This window comes from Kistimonas asteriae, assembly GCF_018263925.1.
Taxonomy (GTDB): domain Bacteria; phylum Pseudomonadota; class Gammaproteobacteria; order Pseudomonadales; family Endozoicomonadaceae; genus Kistimonas; species Kistimonas asteriae.
The window spans coordinates 88,432-105,701 of sequence record NZ_JAEVHF010000007.1; the positions used below are offsets into that span (position 1 = coordinate 88,432).

Below are 17,270 nucleotides of genomic sequence, written 5' to 3' on the forward strand. Positions count from 1 at the left end.
ACCATGCAGTTACCTCGACTCGCGATACAGAACCACCAGTTTACCCTTGTGATCACATTACTGTTGATCGCCCTCGGTGCTATCTCATTGACCAGTATGCCGCGCTCGGAAGATCCCCAGTTCAACTTTCCTGCGGCCATGATCAAGGTGATCTATCCCGGTACCGCGCCAGCGGATATGGAGAAACTGGTGGTTGATCCTATAGAAGAAGCGATCAACGAACTGGATGACCTGAAGGTTATCAAGAGTGATATTGAGGATGGTCTAGGCGTAGTACGGGTCGAATTTCTCTACGGTACAGACCCGGATGAAAAATACGACGATGTGGTTTCAGCGGTATCTCGCATACGGGATGAACTGCCCGCCGCCATCCACCAGCTGACTATTGAGAAAATATCCCCCACTGACGTCAATATCCTGCAGATTGCTCTAATGTCAGATAGCGCCGGTTATGCACGCCTCAAACGCCAGGCGGAGAAACTGGAAAAACGCCTTGAGCGCATCGCCGGCGTCAAGCGTGCCGATATTGATGGTTTCCCGGAACAACAGGTCGAAATTGCGGCAGACCTCGACAAGATGCGCGCCCTGAACATCAGCATTGCCGAGCTGGCGAACGCCATTCAGTCATCAAGCATCAACCTGCCGGGCGGGCATGCCTTGTCCGGCGAAGAACGCTTTACCGTCCGCACCAGTGGCGACTTCCGTACCTTACAGCAGATCCGGCGCACGGCGGTTCGGTCAAAACCTGGTAGTGTCGTTTATGTGGAAACCATTGCCGATGTCCACCTGACGGATGCACTCCCCACCTACCATGCCCGGTTTAACGGACAACGTACGGTGTTTGTCTCCGTGGTACAGCGCAAAGGCAGCAATATCATGGCCGTCATGGCGGCACTGAAAAGTACATTGGCAGAATTCAGCCAGACCCTGCCCGATGATATCGCCCTTGAGCTGGCGCACGACCAAAGCATCAGCGTCGATGAAAGGATCAACGGATTTTTCAACAACCTGCTCCAGGGACTGGCACTGGTTGGCGTCATGACGGTGCTGGCACTGGGAGGACGCGCAGCCTTCGTCATCGTACTGGCGATACCGATGTCGGTACTGATCGGTATCGGCTGGCTGGATCTCAGTGGTTTCGGTTTACAACAGATGTCGATTGTTGGCTTGGTGGTTGCGCTTGGACTGCTGGTCGACAACGCCATCGTAGTCACCGAAAATGTCGGCCGTTTCCGGCGTAGCGGTCATGACAGCGCCAACGCGGCGATGAACGGCGCCAGTCAGGTGGGCTGGGCGGTAGTCAGCGGCACACTGACTACCATTCTGTCGTTTTTCCCGATTCTGCTGTTGCAGACCGGCGCCGGCACCTTCCTGCGCTCCATGCCGGTAACCGTCATCCTGACGCTGCTGGCCTCCCTGGTGATCGCCCTGACCCTGACGCCTTTGCTGGCCAGCAAGGTACTTGATACAGGAGACCAGAAGACGCCCTGGCTGTTACGCAAGATTCAGATATTGGCTAACGGTCCTTACAGTCAATTGCTGGAACATTCCCTGAAACACCCATGGCGTGTATTGCTGCTATCCGTCACCCTGCTCATGGGATCACTGGCACTGGTGCCCCTGGTCGGCGTCAGCATGTTTCCCAAGGCTGAAAAACCCATGCTTCTGGTCAATATCGATATGCCGGAAAATGCCAGCTTCGATACCACCTGGGATATGACGTTAAGGGTTGAAGCCTTATTGCAGGACTACGACATTGTGACGAACCTGGCCACCAATGTCGGCAAGGGAAACCCTCGCATTTTCTATAATATTTTCCCCAAGCGACAGGTTCCCAATTTTGCCCAGATCCTGGTGCAACTGGACACCGGTCGACTGCAGGTTGTGGAACCTTTTATCGAAGAGATTCGACAGAAATTTAATGCCATCACTGGGGCAAAAATTACCATCAAGGAATTCATGCAGGGGCCTCCCTACGAAGCACCGGTTTCCATCCGGGTGGTGGGCGATAACCTGGAACAAGTCAGCGTGGCAGCTGCCCATGTGGAATCAATCTTTGTTACCACTCCCGGCACTGTGAATGTCGATAATCCACTCGACAAACCGCGTATTGATCTGCGGGTACAGATTAATCGGGAAAAAGCCGCCATGCTTGGCGTTCCGATTTCCAGTATTGATCAGGCCGTCAGAGCCAGTCTGGTCGGACAACCTGTCGGTCAGTTCAGGGACAGTAACGGCGATGATCACACCATTCTGGTTCGTGCAGCCGGTGAACGCCCCCAAGTCGATACGTTCAACCAGATTATGGTGGAATCAGCCAACGGCGCACTGATCCCTTTGAACCAGTTAGCCAGCCTGACCCTACAAACGACACTGGCAAGGCTTCAGCACCACAATCTGGAACGGATGGCACGGATTACAGCCGATATCACGCCCGGCTACCTGACCGAAGATATCACCAATCAAATCATCGAACAGCTGGATCGTTATGATTGGCCGAAAGGTGTCATCTATCAGGTGGGTGGGGAACAGGAAAACCGAAAAGATTCATTCGGAGGCATGAACCAGGTGCTGCTGGTTGCTCTACTGGGCATATTTGCCGTTCTGGTGCTTCAATTCCAATCCTTCAGCCAGCCGTTGATTATCTTCACAGCAATTCCGTTTGCTGTCACCGGCGCGATTGTCGCCTTGTGGCTGACAGGCTATAGCTTCTCATTCACCGCGTTTGTCGGGCTAACCTCCCTGGTGGGTATTGTTGTTAATAACTCGATCATTCTGGTGGATTCCGCCAACCAGCATCACGAACAGGGACTGAGTATTCATGATGCCATGCGGGAATCGGCCCGCGTTCGGCTGGTACCGATTCTACTGACGACACTCACGACGATTGGCGGATTACTGCCCCTGACACTGGAAGGTTCCAATATGTGGTCCCCCATGGGCTGGTGCATCATTGGCGGTCTGATAACATCAACCCTGTTGACGCTGATCGTTGTCCCTGTGTTGTATACCCTGTTCAGCAACGCCACTGAACGACACTGCCCAATAAAAAATGCTCAGACTGCTGTCTCTGTTTCAGGGGATTCCTCAGGCAACTTCTGACAACATACCCTATCTTTCTAGTCAGCTAACCGGTTGGGGCTTTTGAGCCTGAACCGGTTTATTCCGTTATCGCTTCCCAATTATTCAGACAGAGTCATTACCATGAACTGTCAGCAGCTGACCGTCACACACAAGCAGGCGTGGCACAGCGCCACCAACCATCCGTTCCTGCTGGACTGCCGAAGCGGCAACCTGAAACCTGCACAGTTCAACCGCTGGCTGGAACAGGATTACCTGTTTGGTATTGAGTTCACCCGCTTTTTTGCCGCAACATTGCAGGCCGCCCCTCCCAACCACTTTGACATCCTGCTAAGCGGCCTGACAGGCATCAAAGCAGAATTGTGCTGGTTTCACACGACAGCAAAAGAGCGAAATCTGAGCCTCCACAATGAACTGTTACCCGCCTGCGAAGAGTACTGTCGTTTTTTGATTGCTCTCAGCCATCGCCCTTACCCTGTATTGGCAACCATTCTTTGGGGCATAGAAAATACTTACAGTGTCGCCTGTCGAGAACCGATGGCATCACCTTACGATCAACTGTTTGCCTATTGCGCCAGCGATACCTTCAAAGATTACGTCCATCAGCTGGAGCAGGTTGCAGACGAGGCGCTCACGAGCGCTACCGAAGATACCCGGTCAGAAACCGAAGCCGAATTCCTGACAATGTGTCGCCATGAAAAGGCCTTCTGGCAGATGAGCTATGAGGCGGTCACCTGAGCTGAATCACCGCCCATAAAAAAACCGCACCTTAGGGTGCGGTTTTTTTAGCAGTGAACTGCAGGGGGGGATGATTACATCATGCCGCCCATGCCGCCCATTCCACCCATGCCGCCCATGTCAGGCATTGCAGCAGGCTTCTCTTCAGGCAGTTCTGCAACCATGGCTGCAGTGGTGATCATCAGGCCTGCGATGGAGGCAGCCGCCTGCAGCGCAGAACGGGTGACCTTGGCAGGATCCAGGATACCCATTTCCATCATGTCGCCGTATTCGCTGGTAGACGCGTTGTAACCGAAGTTACCTTCTCCAGCACGAACCTTGTCAACGACAACAGACGCTTCGTCACCGGAGTTGGTAGCGATCTGGCGGATAGGACCTTCCAGAGCACGCAGCGCCAGAGCGATACCCGCAGCCTGCTCTTCGTTGTCGCCTTTGACATCGATAGCAGACAGAGCACGAATCAGGGCTACGCCACCACCAGGCACAACGCCTTCTTCAACAGCTGCACGGGTAGCGTGCAGAGCGTCTTCAACGCGTGCCTTCTTCTCTTTCATTTCCACTTCAGTGGCTGCGCCAACCTTAACAACGGCAACACCGCCGGCCAGCTTGGCAACACGCTCCTGCAGCTTCTCACGGTCGTAATCGGAAGTGGAGTTCTCGATTTCGGCACGGACCTGCTCAACACGGGCAGCGATATCAGCCTGATTACCCGCACCATCAACAATGGTGGTATTGTCCTTGGTGATAACAACACGCTTGGCAGAGCCCAGATCTTCCAGAGAAGCGCCTTCCAGGTTCAGGCCGACTTCTTCAGAGATCACAACACCACCGGTCAGGGTAGCGATGTCCTGCAGCATGGCCTTGCGACGGTCACCGAAACCAGGCGCCTTAACAGCAGCAACCTTGACAATGCCACGCATGTTGTTGACAACCAGAGTCGCCAGCGCTTCACCTTCAACGTCTTCTGCCAGGATCAGCAGAGGCTTGCCAGCCTTGGCGACAGATTCCAGAACGGGCAGCAGTTCACGGATGTTGGAGATCTTCTTGTCGAACAACAGAATGAAGGGGCTCTCCAGCTCTGCAGACATGTTGTCCTGCTTATTGATGAAGTAAGGAGACAGGTAGCCACGATCGAACTGCATGCCTTCAACAACGTCCAGTTCGAATTCCAGACCGCTGCCTTCTTCAACAGTGATAACGCCTTCTTTGCCGACTTTTTCCATCGCTTCAGCGATGATCTTGCCGACTACTTCGTCTGAGTTGGCAGAGATGGTGCCGACCTGGGCAATCGCCTTGCTGTCTTCACAGGGGATGGACATGGTGTGCAGCTGCTCAACAACAGCAGCAACGGCCTTGTCGATACCGCGCTTCAGATCCATGGGATTCATGCCAGCGGCAACGTACTTCAGACCTTCGTTAACGATGGACTGAGCCAGAACGGTCGCGGTAGTCGTACCGTCACCGGCCTGATCGTTGGCCTTGGAAGCGACTTCCTTGACCAGCTGGGCACCCATGTTCTGGTACTTGTCCTTCAGTTCGATTTCCTTAGCGACGGAAACACCATCTTTGGTGATGGTCGGCGCGCCGAAGGATTTTTCCAGCAGGACGTTACGGCCCTTGGGCCCCAGAGTCGCCTTGACGGCGTCAGCCAGGATGTTAACGCCTTCCAGCATCAGCTTGCGGGCGTCATCACCGAACTTGACTTGTTTTGCTGCCATTATCGTATTCCTTTAATCGGGCTTTCCGCGTTACGCGGCCAGCCATAAAATTGGGTTAAACAGCTGTAATCGACTGGAAGCGACGGGCGCTTACTCAGCTTCGATAACGGCCAGGATGTCACTCTCGGACATCAGAACGTGCTCAACGCCGTCAATCTTCACGGTGTTGGAATCACTGTGGTAACCACCGAACAGAATCTTGTCACCAACGCTGACAGCCATCGGACGGACTTCACCGTTTTCCAGCGGCAGGCCGGGGCCAACAGCAACGATTTCGCCACGGTTGGTTTTCTCACCCTTGCCCGGCAATACGATGCCGCCAGCAGATGTGGTTTCGCTCTCGAAGCGACGAACAAGCACCTGATCACGTAACGGACGAAGTTTCATCGACTCTCTCTCCAACTGTTTAGCAAGTATGCCTAAATAACATTACTGGCAGCTGTTGACGTCACCCGACGTCACAGCATGACCTTCAGGGTTAAGGTTGGGACTTCACGTCCCCGCCGACCCGGAAGGGATGCGCATCAATGCTGTCGCTGGCGCATCCGCCCCGGCGGCAAGCGAACAAACGGTACCGCACTAATACCGAGCCCGCTTCGGCTGACACTATGAATAGGGGCTGAATTTTCGCTTTTCAACCCTGCCCGGCAAAAAAAAATCAAAAATGGTCAGCAGGGCTGACAAAGTGTCAGTTTTACTCTTCACGGCGGTATTCGCCTTCGATGATTTCCGGCCTGCGATTGCCGCCATCCTGATCAAATGGACCGGCCGCACTCGACTGATAAAAGCCGGTTTGAGTATAAGCGTCCGCCTGCCAGCGCTGGCTGGCCAACATACGGTCTACGATTTTCCGGCGTGTCAGGGGGAAGAGCCCGGTCAATGCGATAATGTCAGTAATAAAACCGGGCGCCAGCAGCAGAGCACCACAGGCTGCGATGATGATGCCTTCCAGCATTTCCCGCGCGGGCACCTCGCCACTGGCCATCCGTTCACGGGCGCGAAACAGGGTATTGAGGCCTTGCTGGCGCAACAGGTAAATGCCCAGTGATGCTGTACACAACACCAGCGCCACCGTCGGCAGGATACCGATCAGGCTACCCACCTTGATCAGCACCATTAATTCGGTAATAGGGAATAGCACCAGCAATAAAAAGGCAAAGCGCATGACGGTCTCCTTTAGACTTGCCTTTTATATGGAGATGTTCGGGCTTTTTTCAAGCGGGGAAACAAAGCGATACGGGAACTTTACAGTTCCCGCAGACTTTATAAAGGAAGGAGATCAGGCCGCCTTGGCCATAGCAACCAGTGCTTTTCGAACATCACTCGCCGTGGTAACCGGCGCATCAAAGGGAATACGGATGACCCGCTCACCAATCAGGATATGGAAACCTTCGCTGTCGACACCTGCCATTTTGGGTGTCACACCTTCCGGCAGGACTTCACCGGCACTCAGGCAATACTGAATAATGGCGGCCTGGTGGTCATCGTTCATATGCTGAACCATGCCCTGCTCAACCTCACCGGCGAAGGGGTTGGTCAGAAGCAGTTCTTCGGGGTTAACCCAGTAAATCTCACCAAAACCGCCGATAAAGCGCGCCCGAACCAGCTTGATACGGTAAAACTCAAAGTCGTGCGTCTTGTGATAATTACGAGACTGCGGGAAATAGCCGTAGTAGCGCTCAGCCGCGATCGGATCTTCAATTTTTTCGGCATCGCCAACCCAGGTCAGGCGACCACCGGTCTGGATATCATCCACCTGACTCTGGATGATGGTCAGGGATACCTTGGAATCCTGACTGATGTTCCGCGTATGCTGGGCAATGCGGCTGATCAGGATCACGAGCTGTCCATCCGCATCCAGGCAGTAAGGCGCCACCGAGCCAAACGGGTAGCCCGGCATGGATACGGACTGGGTCGCCAGAACCCCCTGGTATTCGTTGAGAAGCAGCGCACGGGCCTGGGAAGCCGCCTTCTGTCTGTCAGCCATAGTTCACTCCACTGGATCTGTTTTCTAATTCAGGCGTATTCTATGCGAATGATAACAATTATCAATAGCTTTTAAACGAATAGTTTCTCTTAAACCCAGTTTAGCTGTTTGCTGCAAAGTACTTATTCGGAACGAGCTCGGATACATGCAGAAAATTAAAATACGCGTTTCCCCATACAGTAAGTTGTAAGCCTCAACTGACAAGCGTCACGCTTCATAAAACAACATTAATTCATACAAAATAGCCGACTGACAATAATACAGAATATGAATAATTAGAATCAGAAAGCCTAAAGCATCTATTGAAATAGTCATAAAAAATAACAATTAAACCAAAGAAAAATAACGCTTAAAACAATTAAACAATTAAACAATTAAACAATGAACTTTCCCATATAACCTTCGTCTTAACAGTTACGACCATTAGCGGATGTTCAGCATCTTCAATTTACGCATGAATTTCATGGAGCTCATTTAATGAAACACACCAGATTAAACAAGACATTTATTTATCTCACTTTCCTATCAATCATGACATTTACTAATAGCGTTTTCGCTGATATTAAAATCAGCAATACTGGCGCCTATGTTATTGAAAGGATATGCATAAATGACTTTGACAGTAAAACCTGCCAGAAAATGTCATTACCTATTGGCCAATCCTATACCATTCCCAGCGAAAACATCCCTTCCGGTGGCACACAAATTGCCATTGAAGTGCTTTGCGCCGCTTATATGGTGCTCCCCATGGCCGACGCACAAGGCATAACCGCTAACTACATACAGGATGGTGAACAGATCAAGTTAAATGGAATCTGTACCTATTTTGGGGCAGACAACTTCGCAAACGTTATGCCGCAAAGCAATACACATATGGATTGGAATATTAAATTCAAATAAAATTCAGTTTTTGCATGTAAATACTGCCTGATATGACAAGCTATCAGGCAGCTAATTACTAACACAAAAAACACAAAAAACACAAAAAACACAAAAAACACAAATCGAATTATTAGCAATAATTAAACTTTCAAGCAAAAACCAAGTATTATTATATAAGACTCAATATCGTTATGGTGTAATACATGGCTGCTCCTATACAGACGAAAGGATCTGCACCAAGCGCAAGTTGCATCTTAGCGGGGAGTAGTGACGCTTCGTGCCCCCCCTATATAGCACAGACAACGTGGAATAGAGCAGTATCCGTAGTTTCTCCCACATATACCCTCTTTGATAAATTAAAAGACTGGATAACAACAACTGCTCTATATCAAATGCTACTAAAAAGTCGGTGTATAAAACTAATAAAAGCAGCTTTAGAAAACTGCGAAGAAAGCAAGACATTTAAAAAATGTAATTACTTAGTTAGACTCACGCCAGAGTGGCAAAAAGAGAAACTTGAAAAAGCCATTGCACATAATGACTTCGCCTATATAAGAGGCGTTATCAAAAACGGTTTATTAGATAGCATGCAGGACCCAAGCATTCAGCCAACATATAAAGAGTCAGCACAAATAATTATCACAACACTTTATAAAACATTAGAAAACAACCCTAAAAAAATGCAAAAACTATTATCTAAGCTTGACGATAGGCATAGAATCAAATTATACAAGCATCTTATAAAGAATAAAGATGGCATGGTCTTGATAACTCACCTAATCCCAAAGCTATGGCATAAGCATAGAACTGGCAAAATAGAAGGAGAGCTAGCATTACTACTTGCGTTCGCACCTGACAGCGACAGTAAAACATGCTCAATTTTGACAGACCTTTGGAATAATCCCGGATCATGGAATATTTGCAAGGCTTTCGTATTAACCAATAGTATATTATTTTCACAAACATCAAGAGAGCATGGATTAGGTCAAAACGGTGGTGTGCAAAATGAACGCTATATAGCTGAATTTCAAAAAATAACGAATAAAATGCTAGAAGATCTGCACCCTGTACAACACACTACAAAAGGAAGAGAATTAATCACTTTCATTGACACATTACAAGAAGTGACGTCCAGACTTGTCAATCAGAGGATTGAAAATACCCGATACGCTATATCATTAATGGATAACCCCCTACTAGATCAAGAAACCGAAAAAATTACACCCGACAAACTTACAGAGCTAATGGAAAGACTCTCCTCAGCAAACTCACGACAGGCAATAAATGATGCACTACAAGAAATGTTCGGATGGAAACCTTTAACTGAAGAGCAAATCAGAAAAGGCCTATTAAAAACTAAACCATACGATCTAGCAAAAGAAGAGCAAACTCTAGTAATCCAAGATTTCATGTGGCGTTTTTTCACTTCAAAAATTGATGGTGAATCAGACTTTTTGACAATAAAAGGTACTAGCATATTCGACAGTGTGGAATCAGAAGAATCTGCCCCACCATCTGTGACGGCATCATCAAAAGATGTAACACATACCTCAAAAACCCTCAAAGGAGAATAGATAACATTTATAGAATACCAAATCAAAAATCAGCTATAGACATTTAATACGTAAAACAAATACGTCATATAAAAAACACCAAACCCAAAAAAGCCTACCGCAGCATTAAATAATATTCCACATAATACCACTAAATCTTTAATCGAATGGCTATACATCGCAGTATTACTGAACAACTCGGTATATACTGTCGCGACTATATAAAAACATAAACATTACGAACTATTTGAAAAATCATCACAGACAAGAGAGGTAGCTATGGATTTAAGCCAGAAGGTCGTACTGGTCACAGGTGCCGCACGCGGGCTGGGGCGGAATATAGCTGCCACATTAGCCTCCGCCGGATGCAGGTTGGCACTGGCGGATCTTGATCAGGATGGTCTTACCGAAACGCAGCAGCTATGCACTGATGCTGGCAGCGACAATACCAAACACTATATTGCTAACGTTGCTCAGGAATCCGATGTCATTGCCTTGATGGAAAATATCCGTACCGACTTCGGTTGTCTGGATGCACTGGTGAATAACGCCGGTATTCTCAGGGATGGCCTGCTGGTGAAAGTCAAAGACGGCAACATTGTCGACAAACTCTCTCTCGCACAATGGCAATCGGTTATCGACGTGAACCTGACCGGTGTATTCCTGTGTGGCCGGGAAGCGGCAGCACAGATGATTGAACAGGGTACCGGCGGTGTGATTATCAACATCTCCAGCATTGCCCGGGCCGGTAACTTTGGCCAGACCAACTATGCCGCCGCCAAGGCGGGCGTCGTTGCCATGACCGTCGGCTGGGCACGGGAACTGGCCCGTTACGGTATCCGCAGCGCGGCCATTGCACCCGGCATGATTGAAACCGAAATGACCGCCGCCATGAAGCCGGAAGCCCAGGCCAAGATGACATCGGTCATTCCCATGCAACGGATGGGTCAACCGGAAGAGATCGCCAATACCGTCCGCTTCATTCTGGAGAATGATTACATCAGCGGACGGGTCATCGAGGTCGATGGCGGCCTGCGGATCTAACCCCGCTTACCAGCCATATCCCAGTCCGAAGCTGAAGCTGTGATCAGACCGGTAGGAATCCTCTGCCGGTTTGTTGTCGTAATCGAAGTCCAGCTGCAGGTTGAACCAGAGATTATCGGTAATCGATAAACGTAAACTGGTGGTGGTATCCAGCAACCACTGTTTTTTACCCCCCAGTCGACGGAACAACACCCAGTCCTGGTGAAAGCTGAGGTTATCCCAGAGTTTCTGGGAATAATTCACACCCCACCGCAATGCCATATGCTGTTCATTACTGTCATTGGGATAATTTTCCCAGAGACTGTTCAAGGCGAGGTCCATCTTGAGAGCACCATCCGGGCGATCCCAGAACTGGTAACCCATACCACCACCGCCTGCGACCGTTTCCTCCGGACTTTCGCTGTTGTCATACTGCCAGAGGCTGTTCCCCAGCAGATACCAGTGCTCATCAACAAACCGGTTATAGTCGTAGCTGATCTTGAACTCCCGGTCGTTGGTCCGTCCATCCTCCCGGCTATAATAGGTTTTCCAGTTGATGATATTCCGGTTCACACGGTCCTGAACATTTACCTGACCACTGGTACTGAATTCATCTTCATCGCCCCGCTCGGTATCAAACCCGACATTGAAATGTCCGCTGAACAACCACTGTTCTTCATCCGGCTCATTATTCAGCAGACGCGCGAGTTTCTGTTTGTCATCCAGCTCGGTTTCATTGCCCTGGTTATCCAGCATCCAGGTTTTGCCGCCTTTCTGGTCAAACTTCATCAACCGGAAGGTATTCTGGCCTTTCATCCGCACCCAGAGCAGCTGCTCCGTTTCCAGTGCACGGACATAACGCAGGTCTACCTCAACCGTGCCGCCCCAGGGCGTGGTGAAATGCAGCTCGCCGTCGGTCATTTCCTTGACCTGGCCACGGATAATGTCGTTGTTCGTCAGCCACAGGGTATCCGCAGAAACCGGCAACGCCGCTAACAGCACACAACAGGGTAACCATCGTAATAGTCGGAAGAGCATATAATCGTTATCTACAGACAGATCTATTAAGCCTATTTTGAGCGCAACATTATCAGGGTATAAGGCTGAAGCATAAAAAGGAATTTACCGGCCCTCTACGGTGGAATGTCCTGACAAGGAAATCCTACCGTCCCCAGCACCTCATCATCTGACGGTTCAACTTGGCAATACGACCACTGAAACCGATAATGCCGGGTAAGACATTGTTTGGTTAACAGAGACTGTATTCCTTGATGATTCTGAACCGACACCAGCAGATCTGGCTGGTTGTCAGCAAAATCCCCCTGGGCTGTGTTGCTACCTATGGCCAGGTGGCTGAACTGGCCGGGTTACCACGCCAGGCCCGCGCAGTTGGCAGCATACTCAGCCAGCTGCCCCGGGGCTCAGACCTGCCCTGGCATCGTGTCATCAACAGCAGGGGTGAACTTTCCTTCCCGCTGGACAGCAATAAATACCAGGAACAGAAATCACGCCTTGAGCAGGAAGGCATTGAGTTCACCGGGGACAAAATATCCCTGGCCACCTACGGCTGGAACGGCGTGGATTAACACGCCTCGCTCTGCCCTGTCCGTTTATTCGGACTGCCTGCGTTCCAACCGGATAATCCAACTGACCAGTGCCAGTACCGGCAGTCCCATGATCGCCGTCACGATGAAAAAGGTCTGATAGCCCAGGGCATCAACCATCGTACCGGAGTAACCGGCCAGGATCTTGGGTAACAGGGTCATCAGGGAACTGAACACGGCATACTGCATGGCAGTAAACGCCCGGTTGGTCAGCCCGGATAAATAGGCGACAAATGCCGCCGTTGCCACACCACCGCTGAGGTTATCGGCGGCAATCACCACAGCCAATAACATCGACTGAGGCGCCATTCCCGCGATCAGGGCAAATAACAGGTTCGTGATAGCGGCCAGCAACGCCCCCACCCAGAGCATTTTCAGCACACCAAAACGGATGGCCAGAACACCACCGACAAAGCCACCGAAAATGGTCATCAGCAAGCCAAAGGTCTTGGTAATATTCGCGATTTGATCCTTGGTGTAGCCCATATCGCTGTAAAACACGTTCGCCACGGCGCCCATCACAATGTCTGCAATGCGGTAACTGCCCACCAGCGCCAGAATAAACAACGCGGTTTTACCGTAGCGGGTAAAGAAATCCGTAAACGGTGCAACATAGGTTTCACGTACCATATGCCGGGAAACCAGCTCCATGCCAATCAGCAGCCTGGCAGCCAGAAAGGCAATAACGACACAGATGACAATACGCACTGCCTCCAACAAAAACCCGCTCAAGGGACCGGCGTCTATTGCACTTTTCGTTGCCGCGACAACGCCTGAAAACAGCACAAAACTGCCAACAAAGACGCCCGCGGTTAAGACAAACAATCCCAAAAAGCGCAGATAATCTTTCGTGTTATAAACACCGGAGAGGCTCCCCTGTTGATTCGCCTTCGGCTCAGGGATCAGCAGCGTCGTCAGGATACCCACTCCCATCATGCCCGCCATACAGAGATAGGCCATTGACCAGGCCATGTAATTGTATCCGCCATCGGCTCCGGCAAAGGCACTGGCCAATTTCAATGTTCCAGCACCCGCCACCAGCATACCGATCCGGTAACCGGCCATGTAACTGGAAGACATCATGGCCTGCAGATCATTGTCTGCGGCTTCAATCCGGTAAGCGTCGATCACGATATCCTGGGTGGCTGATGAAAAGCCCAGCATGATCGCACCGATCGCTGTCACCGCCAGGTTATGGAGCGGATCATTCCCCGCCATAAACAGCAGTGCGCCAACAATCGCAACCTGCGCCAGCAACAACCAGCCTCGCCGCCGCCCCAGCCAACGGGTCAGAAATGGCAGTGGCAGGCGATCCACCAGCGGCGCCCAGACAAACTTGAACGAATACGCAAGTGCTGCCCAACTGAAATAGGTCACCGTCGACCGGGACACTTCTGCTTCCCGCAACCATATTGAGAGTGAACTGAAAATCAGCAGCAACGGTAATCCGGCCGAAAAACCGAGAAAAAGCATGCTGATGACACGGGGATGAAAACAACTGCGAATGGCTTCACGCCATGAGCGGGTCTGTTCCGGTGTCCTGTCGGACATTGGATTTGCGGCTTGTTCGGACACGGGAACCATCCAGCTGGATAAGATTTATTGTCATTTAAACGAGGAAAGTCCGGCGCCACCCCCGATAACCAGGCAATACAGGCGCCGTTTATTCACGTGATCATCACGGGATGATCAAAGCATCTCAGTCACGGAAGTTATCATACTGCAGAGGCATTTCCAGCTTGGCTTCCCGTAGCATGCCGATGACTTCCTGCAGGTCGTCCCGCTTCTTGCCAGTCACACGCACCTTTTCACCCTGGATGGCTGCCTGAACTTTCATCTTGGCTTCCTTGATCATCTTGGTGATTTTCTTGCTGAGCTCCTTGTCCAGCCCCTGGCGGATGATCACATCCTGCTTGACCTGCTTGCCGGAACCGTAATGATCCTTCACCTCAAGACACTTGATATCAATATCCCGCTTGTGCATTTTCACCTGCAGGATTTCCAACATCTGCTTGAGCTGAAAATCCGCATCGGCAGTCATGCTGATGGTTGTGTCGTTCCGTTCAAACGATGCACTAATACCACGAAAATCAAATCGTGTGGACAGTTCACGGTTGGCCTGGTCCACCGCGTTGCTGAGCTCATGCATATCCACTTCAGACACAATATCAAATGACGGCATTCGCCTGTCTCCCTTTGTCGATTCAATGGCACGATTCTAGCCTAAAGGGCCGTCCTGCCCAATGCCCGGATATACCGCACACAGGACGCGCACGGTATACGACTGTCATTCCAGCCGAAAACCCACTTTCAACGTGACCTGATAATGTGCCACCTTGCCATTCTGAATATGTCCGCGGGTTTCGACCACCTCAAACCAGTCCATATGTTTCAGTGTCTGTGCGGCCCTGGCGATCGCATTGCGGATAGCATCATCTGTACCGCTTTCGGAACTGCCGACAATTTCCACCTTCTTATACACATGCGCACTCATGACGCTTCAACCTCGCTGGTTACAGAAAGTATCGTCTGAGTATAGAAGGTCGGTCATGATCACATCGGCGGATAAAACACTGCTGGTAATCATGCATTGTGGCATTGTCGGCCTCAGCAACATCACCGGCAAATCAATGACAGAGTGATAGGGTAGTATCTCATTGCCCTTGCGCCTTGCGGGTGAATTTATAGAACAGGTTGGGTTCACTGATCAGGTAGAGATTCCCGGCATCATCCATGGTAATACCTTCCGCCTGGGGCACATTCTCTTTCAAGCCATGCCACCCATGGGCCAGCTCCAGAAAACTGACAGGGTTTCCCTGCTCATCCATTTCAGTCAACAGGCGAGACTCATGACTCAATACCAGCAGGTGACGGGTCTTTGGATCAAAGTGCAAACCGGACAGATCATCACTAAAGGCTTTGGCGCCTTCGCTGAGCACTTCCGATTTCTCGACACGCATGGTTGCCGGCTGCTTTCCACCCACCAAACCATGGATTTTATAGAGCCGCATGGGATCACGTTCCCGCACCACAAAGATGCCATCATCTTTCGGATCCCAGGCTACCCCTTCAAAGCCTTTGTTATCACCAGCTTCCATATCCAGCGTAAAACTCGGACAGTCTTCACGGACAATCACCTTGGTTTCAGCCGTCACCGTTACCTTGATCAAACTCTGATGACGCTCATCAGCAATCACGAATTTATCACCACCAACCCAGACGATCGCCTCGACATCTTCGAAGCCTTCCAGAGGGATCCGCCTGATCACATCACCATCAAGCGATATTTCAATAATCTGATTGGGGCCGTTGAGCACCATGAACAATGTTTTCGTTAATGGGTCCCAGGTCACGCCCGAGGCATTATTATTGATACCTGCCAGCGTTTTTGCTTCGGTCACCACTTGGTAATTCGGCAGCCAGATGGCATCTTTCCGGACAGTTTCCGGGGTTGTTTTGTTCAGGTACCAGTTATAAAGGCGGTCATCAACATCCAGCTGAACAACGGCAAAAACACCCAGCAGTATGACCGCCAGTAAAATCAGGTTCTTCTTCGTCATGAAAGCACTCAAGATACAACTCATATACAACAAAAATGGGCTTAACAACTATAGACAACAGACAACCGTCAGGCGTTATAGTTCCCGCTGATAAAACATTTTCTTTCACGCTGTCGCCACCATAGAACGACAGATGACGTTTTAACCATGGAGTACTGCATGGCGGATCACTGGACTATTCTCGGCGCAGGTGCCATTGGCTGCCTCTGGGCTGCCAGTCTCAGGGAAAGCGAGAAGCCCTGCACACTGATTCTACGGGAGCAACGTCTGCGGGAAATAGCCGGAAAATCCACACATCTACAGCCTGAGCTGGAACTGGTTGATGACCATCGTCGTCAATTATTCGATATTGCCATCGCTGACAAACATCATATTGATACCCCCATAAAACGTTTGATTGTCGCGACAAAGGCTCGGGACACCCTTCAGGCTGTCCGTGACATTGCCCCCCTCCTTGCCAATGACGCCGTCGTTTTACTGCTGCAAAACGGCATGGGGAGCCAGGAAGCCGTCAACACACTGCTGAAAGGGCATAACGTCTGGGCTGGTACCACCACAGATGGCGCCTGGAAAGCCGCAGAGAATCCGGAGAACCCGGCAAGATGGACGGTGCACCATGCCGGACACGGACAAACCTGGATCGGTTCACTCGATCCTTCAAAGGCTGCGTTCTCTGAGACGCCACTGTCCGAGTTAACGTCAATTAACCGTTTGACGATTCATCCTTGCGATAATATACAGGAACGTCTCTGGCTGAAGCTCGCCATCAACAGCGCTATCAATGGTCTGACGGCCGTTTACCTGTGCCGGAACGGGGAATTACTCTCCTGCCCGAATCGCTGGCAGCAGGTGAATGCCCTGTGCGAAGAGACAACCCGCCTGATGACGCGACTTAAAATCCGCTGTGGTATTAACCTGCAGGAACAAACCCGGGAAGTGCTCCAACGCACAGCCAACAACTATTCCTCAACGTTCCAGGATGTCAGCCACGGACGTCTGACAGAACTGCCGTTCATCAATGGTTTCCTGCTGGACCAGGCCAGGCAAATCGGGATGGAACTGCCTTCCCACCACGCATTGATGGAACAGTTGAAGCAACAAGGTATTCATTAAGCATTGGACAG

The 17,270-nt window shown here is 50.6% G+C and carries 16 protein-coding genes; 7 read left to right on the top strand and 9 right to left on the bottom strand.

Annotated elements, in window-relative coordinates:
• Positions 1 to 3: 3 nt before the first annotated feature.
• Together KHS78_RS09810 and KHS78_RS09815 are read left to right on the top strand one after the other, a co-directional pair.
• Positions 4 to 3,102, top strand: a complete 3,099-nt coding sequence (locus tag KHS78_RS09810) for an efflux RND transporter permease subunit (protein ID WP_211827812.1) — start codon at positions 4 to 6, stop codon at positions 3,100 to 3,102.
• Positions 3,103 to 3,204: 102 nt separating this feature from the next.
• Entirely contained in the window at positions 3,205 to 3,819 is a 615-nt protein-coding gene (locus KHS78_RS09815; RefSeq protein ID WP_211827814.1) for a TenA family protein, read from the top strand.
• Between the two features lie 74 nt (positions 3,820 to 3,893).
• On the opposite strand, the gene groL is transcribed toward KHS78_RS09815, so the two are convergent.
• From groL to KHS78_RS09835, 4 genes are all read right to left on the bottom strand, one after another.
• On the bottom strand, positions 3,894 to 5,537 hold the full coding sequence (gene groL, locus KHS78_RS09820; RefSeq protein ID WP_211827816.1) for a chaperonin GroEL: 1,644 nt from the start codon (positions 5,535 to 5,537) through the stop codon (positions 3,894 to 3,896).
• A 90-nt stretch (positions 5,538 to 5,627) separates the two neighbouring features.
• Positions 5,628 to 5,924 (bottom strand): co-chaperone GroES, encoded by a 297-nt coding sequence (locus tag KHS78_RS09825; RefSeq protein ID WP_211827818.1) that lies wholly within the window; start codon positions 5,922 to 5,924, stop codon positions 5,628 to 5,630.
• Between the two features lie 307 nt (positions 5,925 to 6,231).
• Entirely contained in the window at positions 6,232 to 6,702 is a 471-nt protein-coding gene (locus KHS78_RS09830) for an FxsA family protein (RefSeq protein ID WP_211827821.1), read from the bottom strand.
• 114 nt (positions 6,703 to 6,816) lie between these two features.
• Entirely contained in the window at positions 6,817 to 7,524 is a 708-nt protein-coding gene (locus tag KHS78_RS09835; protein ID WP_211827823.1) for a HugZ family pyridoxamine 5'-phosphate oxidase, read from the bottom strand.
• A 477-nt stretch (positions 7,525 to 8,001) separates the two neighbouring features.
• Between KHS78_RS09835 and KHS78_RS09840 the strand changes: the two genes are divergently transcribed.
• The 3 genes from KHS78_RS09840 (at position 8,002) to KHS78_RS09850 (ending at position 11,003) form a co-directional block, all read left to right on the top strand.
• A complete protein-coding gene (locus KHS78_RS09840) occupies positions 8,002 to 8,424 on the top strand; it encodes a hypothetical protein (RefSeq protein WP_211827825.1) in 423 nt (140 codons plus the stop codon).
• 185 nt (positions 8,425 to 8,609) lie between these two features.
• Positions 8,610 to 9,980: a hypothetical protein gene (locus KHS78_RS09845; RefSeq protein ID WP_211827827.1), complete on the top strand. Its 1,371-nt coding sequence runs from the start codon at positions 8,610 to 8,612 to the stop codon at positions 9,978 to 9,980.
• Positions 9,981 to 10,238: 258 nt separating this feature from the next.
• Positions 10,239 to 11,003, top strand: a complete 765-nt coding sequence (locus tag KHS78_RS09850) for an SDR family oxidoreductase (protein ID WP_211827829.1) — start codon at positions 10,239 to 10,241, stop codon at positions 11,001 to 11,003.
• 6 nt (positions 11,004 to 11,009) lie between these two features.
• Here KHS78_RS09850 and KHS78_RS09855 read toward each other — a convergent pair whose 3' ends face one another.
• The gene (locus KHS78_RS09855; RefSeq protein ID WP_211827831.1) at positions 11,010 to 11,984 is read right to left on the bottom strand and encodes a DUF481 domain-containing protein; all 975 of its coding nucleotides are present in this window, start codon (positions 11,982 to 11,984) and stop codon (positions 11,010 to 11,012) included.
• Positions 11,985 to 12,253: 269 nt separating this feature from the next.
• Between KHS78_RS09855 and KHS78_RS09860 the strand changes: the two genes are divergently transcribed.
• A complete protein-coding gene (locus KHS78_RS09860) occupies positions 12,254 to 12,568 on the top strand; it encodes an MGMT family protein (protein WP_281417038.1) in 315 nt (104 codons plus the stop codon).
• 24 nt (positions 12,569 to 12,592) lie between these two features.
• Here the strand turns inward: KHS78_RS09860 and KHS78_RS09865 are convergent, their stop codons facing one another.
• The 4 genes from KHS78_RS09865 to KHS78_RS09880 all read right to left on the bottom strand — a co-directional run bounded on the left by KHS78_RS09865 (position 12,593) and on the right by KHS78_RS09880 (position 16,146).
• Positions 12,593 to 14,161, bottom strand: a complete 1,569-nt coding sequence (locus tag KHS78_RS09865; RefSeq protein ID WP_343216898.1) for an AmpG family muropeptide MFS transporter — start codon at positions 14,159 to 14,161, stop codon at positions 12,593 to 12,595.
• Between the two features lie 124 nt (positions 14,162 to 14,285).
• Positions 14,286 to 14,768, bottom strand: coding sequence for a YajQ family cyclic di-GMP-binding protein (locus KHS78_RS09870; protein WP_211827844.1), 483 nt, complete (start codon positions 14,766 to 14,768; stop codon positions 14,286 to 14,288).
• Positions 14,769 to 14,873: 105 nt separating this feature from the next.
• The gene (locus tag KHS78_RS09875) at positions 14,874 to 15,080 is read right to left on the bottom strand and encodes a dodecin (RefSeq protein WP_211827846.1); all 207 of its coding nucleotides are present in this window, start codon (positions 15,078 to 15,080) and stop codon (positions 14,874 to 14,876) included.
• 160 nt (positions 15,081 to 15,240) lie between these two features.
• A complete protein-coding gene (locus KHS78_RS09880) occupies positions 15,241 to 16,146 on the bottom strand; it encodes an SdiA-regulated domain-containing protein (protein ID WP_211827848.1) in 906 nt (301 codons plus the stop codon).
• 159 nt (positions 16,147 to 16,305) lie between these two features.
• Here KHS78_RS09880 and KHS78_RS09885 point away from each other — a divergent pair, with 159 nt between their 5' ends.
• Positions 16,306 to 17,259, top strand: coding sequence for a ketopantoate reductase family protein (locus KHS78_RS09885; RefSeq protein ID WP_211827851.1), 954 nt, complete (start codon positions 16,306 to 16,308; stop codon positions 17,257 to 17,259).
• Positions 17,260 to 17,270 lie beyond the last annotated feature (11 nt).